Origin of the sequence: Polynucleobacter sp. AP-Kaivos-20-H2, assembly GCF_018882215.1 — a bacterium.
Classification (GTDB): domain Bacteria; phylum Pseudomonadota; class Gammaproteobacteria; order Burkholderiales; family Burkholderiaceae; genus Polynucleobacter.
In genome coordinates this window covers 728,280-741,025 of the sequence record NZ_JACVOX010000001.1, presented here as the reverse complement: position 1 = coordinate 741,025, position 12,746 = coordinate 728,280, and the positions used below count along the sequence as shown (strand labels likewise).

14 protein-coding genes are annotated in these 12,746 nt (G+C 44.1%); 8 read left to right on the top strand and 6 right to left on the bottom strand.

Annotated features, from left to right (window positions below):
- The first annotated feature begins 4 nt into the window (after positions 1-4).
- The 6 genes from ICE89_RS03760 to ppx all read left to right on the top strand — a co-directional run bounded on the left by ICE89_RS03760 (position 5) and on the right by ppx (position 6,442).
- A complete protein-coding gene (locus tag ICE89_RS03760) occupies positions 5-310 on the top strand; it encodes a tautomerase family protein (protein ID WP_216264895.1) in 306 nt (101 codons plus the stop codon).
- 279 nt (positions 311-589) lie between these two features.
- Positions 590-1,936 carry a DUF2252 domain-containing protein gene (locus ICE89_RS03755; protein WP_216264894.1) on the top strand — a complete coding sequence of 449 codons (1,347 nt, stop codon included), beginning with the start codon at positions 590-592 and terminating at the stop codon, positions 1,934-1,936.
- A gap of 93 nt (positions 1,937-2,029) precedes the next feature.
- Positions 2,030-3,775 carry an alkaline phosphatase gene (locus tag ICE89_RS03750; RefSeq protein WP_216264893.1) on the top strand — a complete coding sequence of 582 codons (1,746 nt, stop codon included), beginning with the start codon at positions 2,030-2,032 and terminating at the stop codon, positions 3,773-3,775.
- An 11-nt stretch (positions 3,776-3,786) separates the two neighbouring features.
- Positions 3,787-4,503 carry an MgtC/SapB family protein gene (locus ICE89_RS03745; protein WP_216264892.1) on the top strand — a complete coding sequence of 239 codons (717 nt, stop codon included), beginning with the start codon at positions 3,787-3,789 and terminating at the stop codon, positions 4,501-4,503.
- Positions 4,504-4,555: 52 nt separating this feature from the next.
- Complete coding sequence (locus ICE89_RS11765; RefSeq protein ID WP_370625320.1) at positions 4,556-4,768, top strand: GDCCVxC domain-containing (seleno)protein; 213 nt, start codon at positions 4,556-4,558, stop codon at positions 4,766-4,768.
- 111 nt (positions 4,769-4,879) lie between these two features.
- Complete coding sequence (ppx, locus tag ICE89_RS03740; RefSeq protein WP_255537316.1) at positions 4,880-6,442, top strand: exopolyphosphatase; 1,563 nt, start codon at positions 4,880-4,882, stop codon at positions 6,440-6,442.
- 71 nt (positions 6,443-6,513) lie between these two features.
- Here ppx and ICE89_RS03735 read toward each other — a convergent pair whose 3' ends face one another.
- From ICE89_RS03735 to ICE89_RS03720, 4 genes are all read right to left on the bottom strand, one after another.
- Positions 6,514-7,269 carry a GNAT family N-acetyltransferase gene (locus ICE89_RS03735; protein ID WP_255537358.1) on the bottom strand — a complete coding sequence of 252 codons (756 nt, stop codon included), beginning with the start codon at positions 7,267-7,269 and terminating at the stop codon, positions 6,514-6,516.
- Between the two features lie 187 nt (positions 7,270-7,456).
- Positions 7,457-7,861: a diacylglycerol kinase gene (locus tag ICE89_RS03730; RefSeq protein ID WP_216262176.1), complete on the bottom strand. Its 405-nt coding sequence runs from the start codon at positions 7,859-7,861 to the stop codon at positions 7,457-7,459.
- Positions 7,862-7,873: 12 nt separating this feature from the next.
- Positions 7,874-8,902: a glycosyltransferase family 1 protein gene (locus ICE89_RS03725; protein WP_216262175.1), complete on the bottom strand. Its 1,029-nt coding sequence runs from the start codon at positions 8,900-8,902 to the stop codon at positions 7,874-7,876.
- Complete coding sequence (locus ICE89_RS03720) at positions 8,899-9,708, bottom strand: UDP-2,3-diacylglucosamine diphosphatase (RefSeq protein ID WP_370624847.1); 810 nt, start codon at positions 9,706-9,708, stop codon at positions 8,899-8,901. The genes ICE89_RS03725 and ICE89_RS03720 overlap by 4 nt, the downstream gene beginning before the upstream one ends.
- A gap of 103 nt (positions 9,709-9,811) precedes the next feature.
- Between ICE89_RS03720 and ICE89_RS03715 the strand changes: the two genes are divergently transcribed.
- Together ICE89_RS03715 and ppk2 (ICE89_RS03710) are read left to right on the top strand one after the other, a co-directional pair.
- A complete protein-coding gene (locus tag ICE89_RS03715; RefSeq protein ID WP_216264891.1) occupies positions 9,812-10,606 on the top strand; it encodes a 1-acyl-sn-glycerol-3-phosphate acyltransferase in 795 nt (264 codons plus the stop codon).
- Positions 10,607-10,656: 50 nt separating this feature from the next.
- On the top strand, positions 10,657-11,562 hold the full coding sequence (gene ppk2 / locus ICE89_RS03710; protein ID WP_216264890.1) for a polyphosphate kinase 2: 906 nt from the start codon (positions 10,657-10,659) through the stop codon (positions 11,560-11,562).
- Between the two features lie 4 nt (positions 11,563-11,566).
- Here ppk2 (ICE89_RS03710) and ppk2 (ICE89_RS03705) read toward each other — a convergent pair whose 3' ends face one another.
- Positions 11,567-12,340 (bottom strand): polyphosphate kinase 2, encoded by a 774-nt coding sequence (gene ppk2 / locus ICE89_RS03705; protein ID WP_216264889.1) that lies wholly within the window; start codon positions 12,338-12,340, stop codon positions 11,567-11,569.
- Entirely contained in the window at positions 12,340-12,630 is a 291-nt protein-coding gene (locus ICE89_RS03700; RefSeq protein WP_216264888.1) for a serine/threonine protein kinase, read from the bottom strand. Before ICE89_RS03700 ends, ppk2 (ICE89_RS03705) begins: the two co-directional genes overlap by 1 nt.
- Between the last annotated feature and the right edge of the window lie 116 nt (positions 12,631-12,746).

The window sequence follows — 12,746 nt, the reverse complement described above, 5'->3', positions numbered from 1 at the left end:
CACTATGGCTACCTATACCGTCAATTACGCTGGCATCTCGCTCACAACGCATCAAAAATTTACTATTGCTAAAGCAATTACTAAAATTCATGCTGATGTCACTGGTGCTGAGGCCTATTTTGCTCAAGTCATTTTTAAACAATTGGACCTACATGATTGTTTTATTGGTGGCGTGCTTCTTGACGAGCCCCATCTCTTTTTAAGTGGGCAAATCCGCAGCGGTAGAAGTGAGCAAATGAAAAAACAACTTCTCGTTGAGTTGGAGGTTGCCATTCAGAGTGCCACTGGATTGGCGGGCCATCAAATTTAGGCTTATATTGATGAAATTATTCCTGGCCAAATGATCGAATATGGCCAAATACTACCCGCGGTGGGGGATGATAGTGTTTGGTTCTCGACTCTTCCGGCGGGCATTCAGAAGAAGCTGAACTACCTCAATTCATAGTTAGCCTCTTTTGGGGAATAGCTTTAATATGGGTGGGTAAATTCATTGCCCAGGTAGCCCATGCACTCACAGAAGAAGCCCAAATTTGCTGTTCTTAGGTCGGTAGAGTCCTTCAGTAATCCAAGGCCTAGTATCAAAAAGCGCATGGCAGACGGCAAAGCCTTGCGAAAGCTGGTGAGCTTCGCTCAGCAAGGTATTTATACGCCACCTCCACATCGGATCGATCCCATCACTATTTTGGAAAATCAAGCCAAGACTCGAATCGAGTCCTTGATTCCGATTCGTCATGAGCGCATGTTGCAGTCACCCTTTGCTTTTTATCGTGGGGGTGCTGCGATCATGGCTCAAGACTTAGCCAACCAGCCATATACAAGGATTACTGTTCAGCTTTGTGGAGATATGCACGTCTCTAATTTTGGTTTGTTTGGAACTGCAGAGCATCGGCTGGTATTTGGCATCAATGACTTTGACGAAACTCTGCCAGGTAGTTGGGAATGGGATCTCAAGCGTCTTGTTACGAGCGCAGTGATTGCTTGTGAAAGCAACGGTGGCGATAAAGTATTGAGTAAAAAAATTGTATTGCGTATTTGTGCTGAATACCAAAAGCGAATGATGCAATATGCCAAGATGACCTATTTAGATTTAGCTCAAGAATTCATTAGTGATACAGATATTCGCAAACATTTCAGTAAGGACCATCAAAAGCAAGTGGATGCCTACTTAAAGCAGACCAAAGGGCAGGGGAATGTACAGGTTTTACAAAAACTCACTACCCTGGTTGGCAAAGATAGAAAGATTATCAATAAGCCGCCATTAATCGAGCACTTCAAAAAGAATGCTTTTGGTCACCCCTTGAGCACACTCATTGATAAGGCTTTGCTGAATTATTCAAGTACCTTACTGGCCGATCGTAAGATTTTGTTTGAGCGTTATGTTTTGAAGGACTTTGCACGTAAAGTAGTTGGTGTTGGAAGCGTAGGTACAAATTGTATGGTTCTTTATTTTGAGGGTGATAGTGAAAACGATCCCTTATTCTTGCAATACAAGGAAGCTCAAAAATCTGTCTTAAGTCCATATTTGGGTGAATCAATCTATCGTGATATGGGTCAGCGCGTGGTGGCTGGTCAGAGATTGCTCCAAGGTGCCCCAGATATCTTTTTGAATTACGGCTCTATGCAATTCGATATCGATAAAAGTCAGGGGTTCTATCTCCGCCAATTACGTGATATGAAAGGCGGAATACCGATTGGTCCAGGCGGTGTTTCCATAAAGAATTTTGCAGATTACTCCAAGTTGTATGGCTGGGCACTAGCCCTTGGTCATGCCCGTTCTGGGGATGCAGCCGAGATTGCTGGATATTGTGGTGAGGAAAAAGAGTTTGGTGAGGTCATGTATTCATTTGCCAGATCTTATGCAAAGCAGAATGAGCGCGACTTTGAATTATTCCGTAAGGCGATTAAGAGTGGAAGGCTTAAGGCTGCCAAGGCATGAATGCGCTGAAGTAGTGTGCTGTGAGGCAGTCATCAAATTGTCATTTGATTGGGAGATAGTCTAGTTTGACCCATCTCATGCACTATTTATCCCATGAATACATCACCATTTCTGAGAGCTGCATTTCTCATCTTCCTAGGTAGCTTTGTCGGTTTAGCACAAGCTGCGGCAGTTTATCCAATCGATCAGGCCAATATATTGGCGGGTTCTAAGTTCGACATCAAGGTTGAATTCAATACCGTTACCACTCCTGAGGAAGTTGTAATCGAACTTAACGGAGTACCAATCAATAAAGCCATTAGCGCTAAACCAGAGTTCATTTCAAATGAAAATGGTAAGGGTAGCTCGTTTCTATTTAGGGATGTTCAGCTATCCAAAGCTGGTAAATATCAAATCATCGCTCGAGCACCCCAAGAACGCTTACAGGTAAGTTGGGATGTATATGCAACAGGCCCTCGCCGTGTCAAGAATGTGATTCTATTTATTGGTGATGGCATGACGATTGCCAATCGTACAACCGCTAGAGTTCTGTCTAAAGGTATTCAGGAGGGTAAGTATCAAGGTCGATTAGCCTTTGACGATATGCCTAATACCGCAATGATTGGGACATCAGGGTCTGATTCTCTGATTACTGATTCTGCGAATTCAATGAGTGCTTATACAACCGGTCATAAAACAGCAGTAAATGCCATGGGGGTTTATGTATCCCGAGCCAGTGATAATCTCGCACATCCCAAGGTGGAAACTATTGCAGAGCTAATTAAGCGCAATACCAAGATGGCGGTAGGTATTGTTTCTGATGCCGAGTTGGAAGATGCAACACCAGGCGCCATGGTTTCCCATACAAGACGCAGAGCCGATAAGCAATATATTGCCGATCAATTGCTATTAAGTGGTGCTGAAGTCATTCTTGGCGGTGGCTCTGCCTATTTTTATCCGCAATCCTCTAAGGGCTCAAGGCGCAAGGATGAGAAGAATTTGGTTGAAAGCTTCAAGTCGAATGGTTATCAGTTAGCTTTTACAAAACAAGAATTACTTTCAGCATCAGAGAGTAAGGGTACAAAAAAACTATTTGGTGTCTTTCATCCAGACAATATGGATGGATCGCTGGATCGTTTGTATCTGAAAAAGAATACGGTTGAGCAATATCCCAATCAGCCAGATCTAACAGAGATGACCCAATCCGCAATTGATGTTTTATCTAGAAATCCCAATGGATTTTTCTTGATGGTTGAGGCGGCATTGATTGATAAGTTCAATCATCCTCTCGATTGGGAGCGGGCAGCATTTGACACCATCATGTTGAGTAATGCTGTACAGATTGCTAAAGATTTTGCTAAAACACATCCTGATACTTTGATTATCGTTACACCTGACCACACCCATAGCGGATCCATTAGCGGGGTAGTGCACGACGATAAGCCGGGACCCTTGCGTGAAAAAGTGGGCATTTATGCTGAGGCTGGCTATCCAAACTATCCAAAAGCGGATATTCAGGGTTATCCAAATAAGATTGACGTGTCTAAGCGCATCGCATTCTTCTATGGCAACTATCCTGATCACTATGAAACCTTGCACCCAAAACTGGATGGCACTTTTGTTCCTGCCGTTAAAGATGATTCCGGTAAATATGTAGCCAATCCAAAATATCTCCAACTTCAGGAGGATGCAATTCATGTGGGCGGCAATTTACCCTCACATCAAGATTCTGGCGTGCACACAGCAGATGATGCTGTTCTCAATGCTGTGGGTCCTGGGGCAGATAAATTTAAGGGTTTCATGGATAACACTGAGGTATTCAAAGTAATGGTAGAGTCTTTAGGTCTTGGCTCAAAATAATTACTAGTCCCATGGAATTTGTTAGTAACATTAATTATGCGTCGTTAACTGACACCGCAATTAGTCTGACTGCAGCCTTTTTCTTTGGCGGTTTAATTGGACTTGAGCGTCAATATCGTCAACGAACTGCAGGCTTAAGAACCAATATTCTGGTTGCTATTGGCGCAGCAATTTTTGTTGATGCTGGAAATCGTCTGACGGGGCATGATGGGGCTGTGCATGTAATGGCTTATGTTGTCTCTGGCATTGGCTTTTTAGGTGCCGGCGTCATCATGCGCGAAGAGGGTAATGTTCGCGGGATCAATACGGCAGCTACCTTATGGGCCTCAGGGGCGGTGGGCGCCTGTGCAGGTGCAGATTTGATATTAGAGTCTGGATTGGCAACTTTATTTATCTTAGCTGCTAATACTCTTTTGCGACCTGTGGTGACTTTTATCAACCGTCAACCACTGGACACCATCTCGGTTGAGGTGACGAATTCTGTTTATATCATCACTCCTAAGCATGCCCAAAAGCACGCCTTGAAGCAATTTATTAAGACGCTAGAAGAGGCGGGCTATCAAACCCAAGACATTGAAGTGCATCAATTTGGCAACGATGATATTGAAATTCAGGCCGTATTAACAGCGTCGGCTGTTGATGGGGATAAGATGGATAAATTGATCGCTAAAATTGCCGATCAAGAATTTGTTTCGCAGGCCTTTTGGAGTCCCAGCACAACGGATTAACCCTTATTGGTCTTGACACAATACTGAAATAATTTTGGTTCAATATATCTTTGTGAATACAAACACTGCATTTTTAGAATCTATCGTTACCTGTCCTTATTGCCAAGCTTCAGAGGCTATTAAAATTGAGCAAGGCTCTTCTCAGCATTTATATCGTTGCCGCTCATGTAGCGCAATCTTGAAGCCAAAGTCGGGGGATTGCTGCATCTTATGTAGCTTTGGTAATCGTGATTGTTCTAGCTCTGAGCAAAACTTAGCGGCCTAATTAGAGCCCTTAATCCCAGACATAAAGGCTTGCTGGCATTTTCATCAATGTGTCACTTTTTTTACATAAAATAGACACAATTGATACAGCATTCCATTTTTGGGGAATATTTTGGCCAGCAATCCCGTAGATCCTTTAGTTCATTCAGAAGACCTTGTTGCTGCGGTCGATTTGGGATCGAATAGCTTTCGCATGTTGGTAGCCCAAGCAGTAAATACCCCCTCTGGCACACAGTTACGCCCTATTGATACCTTGCGTGAGACAGTTCGCTTGGCCGCCGGTCTGACTGAAAATAAATTGCTTGGCAATGACGCCTATCAGCGGGGATTAATAGCTATTCGACGCTTTGGTGAGCGCATTCGCGGCTTTGATCCTGCCAATGTTCGAGCGGTGGCAACCAATACTTTGCGCGTTGCCAAAAATTCTCAACAATTTATTGAAGATGCGCAAGTAGCTCTAGGGTTCCCGATTGAAGTCATTGCTGGAGTTGAGGAAGCTCGACTCATCTATATTGGCGCAGCACATGAAGTTCAAGCAGTTCAGGGCAATAGGCTGGTCATTGATATTGGCGGCGGTTCTACTGAATTCATTATTGGCAAAGGTTATGAGCCAAAGTTGATGGAAAGTCTCTATATTGGTTGCGTCTCTCATAGCATGCGTTTTTTCCCCAAGGGAAATATTGATGCCCATGCTTTTAAAGAGGCTGAGTTGGCAGCTCGCCGTGAAATACAGGTAATTTCTGGCGCTTATTTAAGAAGCGGCTGGAAGCAGGTTATTGGTTCCTCTGGTACCGCTAGAGCTCTAGCCGATCTCATTGGAAATAATCATTTCAATGGAAGTGGCGACGGCTTAATGATGGGCCGCGTCAATAGCTCAAGTGGAATAATTACCCGTGAAGGCCTTAAGAATCTCAAAAAACACCTTCTCAAGTATGAACATGTAAATCAAGTGGAGCTAGAGGGTCTGAAGGATGACAGAAGATCCGTGTGGCCAGGCGGTTTAGCGATTATGTTGGCAGCATTCGATGAATTAGGCATTGAAGAAATGGAAGTAACCGATGCTGCATTGCGTAGCGGTGTTTTGTACGACTTGCTTGGCCGATCACAACATCACGATATGCGCTATGTGACCGTAGAGCAATTTATGCAACGCTATACCGTCGATCGTGAGCAGGCTGATCGGGTTGGTAAATTGGCTGCTGATTTTTTACAGCAATTACCAAAACCTGAATCAGAGAGTAGGGCAGATAATGTGGCGTTATTGCAATGGGCGGCCAATCTGCATGAAATCGGATTATCAATCTCCCACAATGGCTATCACAAGCATTCTGCGTACATAGCAGGTAACGCAGATATGCCGGGCTTCTCTAAAAATGATCAGGCTAGACTAGCGGCTTTGCTGATTGGACATACCGGCAAATTAGGAAAGCTTGCCAATAACCATAGCTTTGAAGACTGGCGTATGCTTTTTTGTTTGAGACTGGCACAGGTACTTTGTCGCGGCCGAAATGACACCAATTTTCCGAATGTAAAAGTTTCTGAGCATGACGGCTCATATTTGGTTAGTCTTTCTAAGGAATGGGTAGCCAAACACCCCTTGACTGAATTTAGTCTATTAAAAGAGGCGGCAGAATGGGAAAGGGTAGGGCGTTCTTACCAAGTTAGCTTTAAGTAGGGGTATATCTCAGAATAAAAAAGCCACTTCAATGCGAAGTGGCTTTTTCTTTAAGAGCTGATGCTTAAATATTACAAACCAAAAAAATGCTTTGCGTAACGAGGGTTGATTTCTGAAAGGCGGAGCATCGTCAATAAGTCAGCTGTATTAAAGTCGGGATCCCAGGCTGGAGCGCTACAAATTTTTGCACCTAGCTTCAGGTAACCTTTGATCAATGGTGGAGGCTGCACATCTAAACCACCATTTAGCTTATCAAGAGGCAGAGGCAGGCGCGGGAATGCATGAAACTCTGTTGGCGCCATTTGGTCGTTGCCTAGGGAGTTATAAAGACTCGCTGCAAAGTGACCACCGTCAGCCATTGGAATACTGGCACAACCAAGCATGATTTCATAACCATTCTTTTGCATGTATTGAGCTAAGCCACTCCATAGGGCCATAATGACAGCGCCTGAGCGATAGTCTTGGTGAACACAAGATCTACCGAGCTCAACCAATTTAGGGCGCAGGTGGTCAATACGGGATAGATCAAACTCAGAATCAGAATAGAGGCGACCGATCTCTTGAGCCTTATGAGGTGGAAGTACGCGGTAGGTGCCAACTACTTTCAGACTGTCTTGATCACGAATCAACAAATGATCGCAATAGGAATCGAATTCATCGACATCTAAGCCTTCAGCGTTCTTAGGTAGGCTAGCACCCATCTCCTCGGCGAATACTTTATAGCGCAATCTTTGCGCTTCTTTAATTTCACCAGGTGTGCTTGCCCAAACAATTTGAAATGCCGGTTTTTTAGGCTTATCAATCTGAACCGCAGGAACAGGAGCCATTTCTCTGAACTCGGCCCTTGTTGTATTTACAAATTTCTTGCCAAACAGCTTCTTAGCTAACTTTTTGGTGAGTTTTTTAAGGGGATTTGGCTTGATTCTTTTTAAGGCTTTGACCTTCTTGGGGGTAAAGATCTCAAATGAACCTATTGGATTGGGGATGTCAGACATGGCTGGCCTTAGTGGGTAATTAAAATGATGGGAGCAAGGGGATGCAAACTGCAGCCCAGAGTAGAGCCGCTACAAGTAGAGCAAGCATGACAGCAGCACTACCAAAATCTTTTGCCCTTTTGGAGAGGTCATGGTGTTCGAATGAGATTCGATCGATTGCTGCTTCCACGCTGGAATTCAATAGTTCAATAACAAGCACCATCATCAAGGAAGAAACTAGTAATGATTTCTCTAGCAGTGTTATTGGTAACAAGAGGGCGGCTGGTGTTAGCAAAGCAAATAAAGTCAGCTCTTGTCTAAAGGCGCTCTCTTCCATAAACGCATAAACCAAACCACACCAAGAGTTCTTGGCTGCATGCCATGCTCTGGCAAGGCCACGATTGCCTTTATGGGGATTCTGATCTATGTGATATGGAGAGTTCACGCTGGGTTTTCTTTAGGCTAGTGCTGTTACGTGAACTTCTGTAGTTGGTACTGGCTTTAGGTGATTGGCAAATTGCTCAGAAGCAGCTCTCCAGGAGAATTTTTCTGCATGTGCGCGTGCTACTTCGCGGGGAATTTTGAGAGCCTGCAGGCAAGCTTCACGCAAATCTTCGTTCATGGCACCTGAATTAGAATTTCCCAGTACGTCAATCGGACCGGTCACTGGATAGGCTGCCACTGGAGTGCCGCATGCCATGGCTTCAAGCAACACCAAGCCAAATGTATCCGTCTTGCTAGGAAATACAAATACATCTGCTGCCGCATATACTTTTGCTAATTCGTGCTGCTGCAGTACGCCTAGATAATTCACCTCTGGGTATTTTTCTTTGATTCCAGCCATCGCTGGACCGTCCCCTACTACCCACTTTGAACCTGGCAAATCGATTTCTAAAAAGGCATTGATATTTTTCTCAACAGCAACTCTACCAACGTATAAAAAGATGGGATGTGCAGTATTTAGGGCCTTGGACTCCTGCATCTTGAAAATGTCTAGATCAACACCTCTTGACCACAACACGACGTTATCAAGACCATAAGCTTCTAGATCATTTTTAACGATAATCGTTGGAGCCATGACAGCCATTGACGGCTTATGAAACCAGCGAATAAAGGCATAGGTGATTGCTAAAGGAATGCCGGTACGCGCTTTAACATATTCCGGGAAGCGGGTGTGATAAGCAGTTGAAAAAGGCAGGCTATTTTTGACTGCATAGGCGCGAGCAGATAAACCTAGTGGGCCTTCTGTTGCAATATGCATTGCATCAGGCGCAAATTCTTTAATGCGACGAGCTACTTCTTTGCCTGGGAAGAGTGAGAGGGCGATATCAGGATAGGTTGGGCAAGGAATGGATTTAAAGCCATTGGGGGTAATCATCTCTACTTGATGTCCCATTGCGATTAATTCGGCACGAGTTTGTTTCAAGGTGCGGACAACGCCGTTTACTTGTGGATCCCATGCATCCGTAATAATCATAATTTTCATAGCACAGCCTCTTTTATGAGTGATTCGATAGCAGGTTGAAGAGTAATCTGAGGAGTTTCAACTGGTTCACCCTTAATGTGCGTCCAGTAAATAATTTTGAGTTCGCCTGTTTGTGTTTCAACTAGGGCAGAAAGGCTTTCAACCCAATCACCATCGTTGCAATACAACAAGCCATCAATCTCACGTATTTCTGCTTTATGAATATGGCCGCAAACTACGCCATCGCAACCACGTAAGCGGGCTTCTCTGGCCATGATGTGTTCAAAGTCTGCGATATAGCTGACGGCGTTCTTTACTTGGTGTTTAAGGTATTGCGATAGCGACCAATATTGCAGGCCCATCTTGGCGCGGACCATATTGAAATAACGGTTTATGTAAAGAATGAGTGAATAGAGGTTGTCACCAACGTATGCAAGCCACTTAGCGTATTGCATTACGCCATCAAACTGATCGCCATGGGTTACCCATAGCTTTCTACCATCAACTGTCGTGTGAATCACTTCCTCAACTACTTTGACATCACCAAAAGACATTCCAAAGAATTGTCTGGCGCTTTCATCATGATTTCCGGGAACATAGATGACTTCGGTCCCCTTACGTGCCTTACGCAAGAGTTTTTGTACTACATCATTATGTGATTGAGGCCAGTAGAAAGACTTCTTCAGTCTCCAGCCATCAATAATGTCGCCAACTAGGTAGAATTTATCCGCTTCGTTGTGCTTTAGGAAATCCAGAAGGTAGTCTGCCTGACACCCTGATGTTCCTAGGTGTACGTCTGAAATCCAGATGGCTTTGTAATGCATCATGAAATAGTATTAAGCCTACTGAGTATGAAACTAGAATGACAGTTCCAAGACAGTTTTATGACGACGCAGCAATTTCTGAATTTGTTTTATATTCCTACAACATATGAGTCTGAATACACACTCCAAACAGCCCCCGTTTCAATATTGGGCTTATGTATGGTCGTGGGTTTTGGTGTGGTGTCATGTGATTGCTGGATTGGCGATCCTGTCTTTTCAGTTCCCATTTGCCACTCAGGAGGCTAAAAATACGCATATTCAGATGTGGTCAAAAAGACTGCTAGCTATTTTTGGTATTGACTTAAGACTCAGAAATCCAGAAATTCTTCCTACCACCCCTTATCTACTCGCATCAAACCATATCTCTTGGATGGACATCCATGCGATTAATGCTTTTAAGCCAATTCGATTTGTAGCAAAGTCTGATGTGGAGGGGTGGCCCGTTTTTGGATGGATGGCCAAACAATTGGGCACGGTATTTATCAAGCGCGATAACTCTCGTCATGGAAAGCAGGTTACGAGCGAGGTGGCTAAGGTTCTTCAAACCCAGTCAGTCTGCATTTTTCCAGAGGGCACCTCCACAATAGGCGAGGGCGTCCTACCATTCAAACCTAATTTATTTGAATCGGCTGTTATTGCTCAAGTGCCAGTCTATTCCTTGGCGATTAGCTATAGATCATCCCTTTCAGGCGAGAGAAGTAATGTGGCAGCCTTTATTGGGGATATGGGGCTGCTAGAGTCCATGGCTCAGATCTTGAAGGATCGGAGCCTGATTGTGGAGTTAATCTTTTTGTCGCCCTCAGGAGCCAGTCCAGATGCATCGAGCGACCGAAAGTGGCTGGCATTACATAGCCAGGAGACTATCTCTGCTTATATAAAAGGCAATCCTCGCCTGATGTAATAAATATGTCATCATTTCTAGCTATAAATCTAGTCTAGGAGCGTAAACCAATGACATCGAAGCATAATGAAATGGCCGACTGGTATCGCCGTGCTCAGGAGGAGATTCTTGATAGCATGGACGAAGAGCTTGAGATGGAGCTCGACGACGATCGTTTATCTGCTGATGGCAGTGAAAGCTCCGAAATTCCACGCAATGTTTACTTTCGTGAGCTTTTTAGACTCCAAGGCGAGTTGGTCAAGCTGCAGGATTGGGTTGTAGCCAACAAGCTGAAAGTGGCAGTCCTATTTGAAGGCCGTGATTCTGCAGGTAAAGGCGGAGCGATTAAGCGTATTACACAGCGACTCAATCCACGTGTATGTAAAGTAGTCGCCTTACCTGCTCCCAATGAGCGCGAGAAAACACAGTGGTACTTTCAACGGTATATTTCTCAGTTACCTGCTGGCGGCGAGATCGTTCTATTTGATAGAAGCTGGTACAACCGCGCAGGTGTCGAGCGGGTAATGGGGTTTTGTTCTGATGATGAGTATGAGGAGTTTTTAAGAACAGTTCCTGATCTTGAACGCATGATGATTAATTCAGGCGTCATCTTGATTAAATATTGGTTTTCAATTTCTGACGAAGAGCAATACAACCGTTTCATGATGCGTATCCATGACCCGTTAAAGCAGTGGAAGTTAAGCCCAATGGACCTAGAGGCTAGAAGGCTTTGGGAGGCCTATACCAAGGCCAAAGAAACTATGCTTGAGCGAACACATATCCCTGAAGCGCCATGGTGGGTTGTCGCTGCCAATGATAAGAAAAAGGCTCGCCTAAACTGCATTTCGCATTTGCTGAGTCAAATCCCCTATCAAGAGATTGATCACCCAGAGATTACTTTACCAAAACGCGTTCATAACCAGGATTACCTACGAGGCCCAGTACCACCTGAGATGTATGTTCCCGAGGTTTTCTAAGGACTTATTCTTCGAGCTTAGATAGCTTGCCGTCCCATTGGAAGACGATATTCTTATCAGCCTTCAGTAAGCCTTTATCTTTTCCTGGATATGAAACTCTAGCAAGAAGATCCTCAATCATATTGAGATGAGCAACTTTTTTATCGTTCGCTTTCACAATGATCCAGGGCGCATCTTTAGAGCTGGTTTTTTCTAGCATGTCATTTCTACATTTGCTATAGGCGTTCCAGTTTTTCTGCGCTTGCTGATCAATCGGACTAATCTTCCATTGCTTGAGTGGATCTTTAGCTCTATCTGCAAGACGAGCAGCCTGTTCCTTTTTGGAGATATCTAAATAGTATTTGAGAATAGTCATACCTGAGCTAGCCAGAATGGACTCAAACTCATTTACGGTCCCCATGAAGTTGGTATATTGCGCCTTCGTGCAGAAATTCATCACCATCTCAACGCCGGCACGGTTGTACCAGCTGCGATTGAAGAGAACAATTTCACCTTTTTTAGGTAGTTCAGCAACATACCTTTGAAAGTACCATTCGGCAGACTCGCTATCGGATGGTTTTCCGAGTGCAACCACGCGAGTTTCCCTGGGGCTTAAGTGCTGCGTAATGACTTTAATAGTGCCATCCTTGCCAGCCGTATCGCGGCCTTCAAGAATGACTAGTATCTGATCACCTTTGCTTATCAAGCTATTTTGTAGCTTGACTAACTCAATTTGCAACAAGCGAAGTTGGTCATCATAGCTAGATTGCTCTAGCTTATCCTTGCCTTTTTGGCCCATTAGCTTGCTTCGTTTGTATTAGCAGGGCTAGCAGGAGCAGTTTTCTTTGCAGCCGCCTTTTTAGCAGGAGCTTTCTTGACTGGGACTTTCTTAGCGGGGGCCTTTTTAGCAGGAGCTTTCTTGACTGGGACTTTTTTAGCAGGAGCTTTCTTAGCCGGAGTTTTTTTGCTAGCTACTTTTTTATCTAACTTATCCAATGCTTTTCCAAGCTTATCGATGAGCTTTTCTCTGTCTGATTCTAATTTATCAAGCTTTTTTAATAGTTGCTTAACTAATTTCTTTTGGCTCATGATGATTCCTGGGTTGATTGGCATTTCGTTGTATTGGCGTATCTTGAATCAATCCTACGTTTAATTTTCTCTATTTTCAAGCAAATATGACACAAATCTGTCATTTAAATAACTTG

What these genes read in the sequence shown, in the direction of transcription:
- ICE89_RS03745 (WP_216264892.1), top strand. Translation starts at nt 3,787, where the DNA reads ATGGAATTTGTTAGTAACATTAATTATGCGTCGTTAACTGACACCGCA.
- ICE89_RS03750 (WP_216264893.1), top strand. Translation starts at nt 2,030, where the DNA reads ATGAATACATCACCATTTCTGAGAGCTGCATTTCTCATCTTCCTAGGT.
- ppk2 (WP_216264890.1), top strand. Translation starts at nt 10,657, where the DNA reads ATGACATCGAAGCATAATGAAATGGCCGACTGGTATCGCCGTGCTCAG.
- ICE89_RS03715 (WP_216264891.1), top strand. Translation starts at nt 9,812, where the DNA reads ATGAGTCTGAATACACACTCCAAACAGCCCCCGTTTCAATATTGGGCT.
- ICE89_RS03700 (WP_216264888.1), bottom strand. Translation starts at nt 12,630, where the DNA reads ATGAGCCAAAAGAAATTAGTTAAGCAACTATTAAAAAAGCTTGATAAA.
- ICE89_RS03720 (WP_370624847.1), bottom strand. Translation starts at nt 9,708, where the DNA reads ATGATGCATTACAAAGCCATCTGGATTTCAGACGTACACCTAGGAACA.
- ICE89_RS03760 (WP_216264895.1), top strand. Translation starts at nt 5, where the DNA reads ATGGCTACCTATACCGTCAATTACGCTGGCATCTCGCTCACAACGCAT.
- ppk2 (WP_216264889.1), bottom strand. Translation starts at nt 12,340, where the DNA reads ATGGGCCAAAAAGGCAAGGATAAGCTAGAGCAATCTAGCTATGATGAC.
- ICE89_RS03735 (WP_255537358.1), bottom strand. Translation starts at nt 7,269, where the DNA reads ATGGCTCCTGTTCCTGCGGTTCAGATTGATAAGCCTAAAAAACCGGCA.
- ICE89_RS03755 (WP_216264894.1), top strand. Translation starts at nt 590, where the DNA reads ATGGCAGACGGCAAAGCCTTGCGAAAGCTGGTGAGCTTCGCTCAGCAA.
- ICE89_RS03725 (WP_216262175.1), bottom strand. Translation starts at nt 8,902, where the DNA reads ATGAAAATTATGATTATTACGGATGCATGGGATCCACAAGTAAACGGC.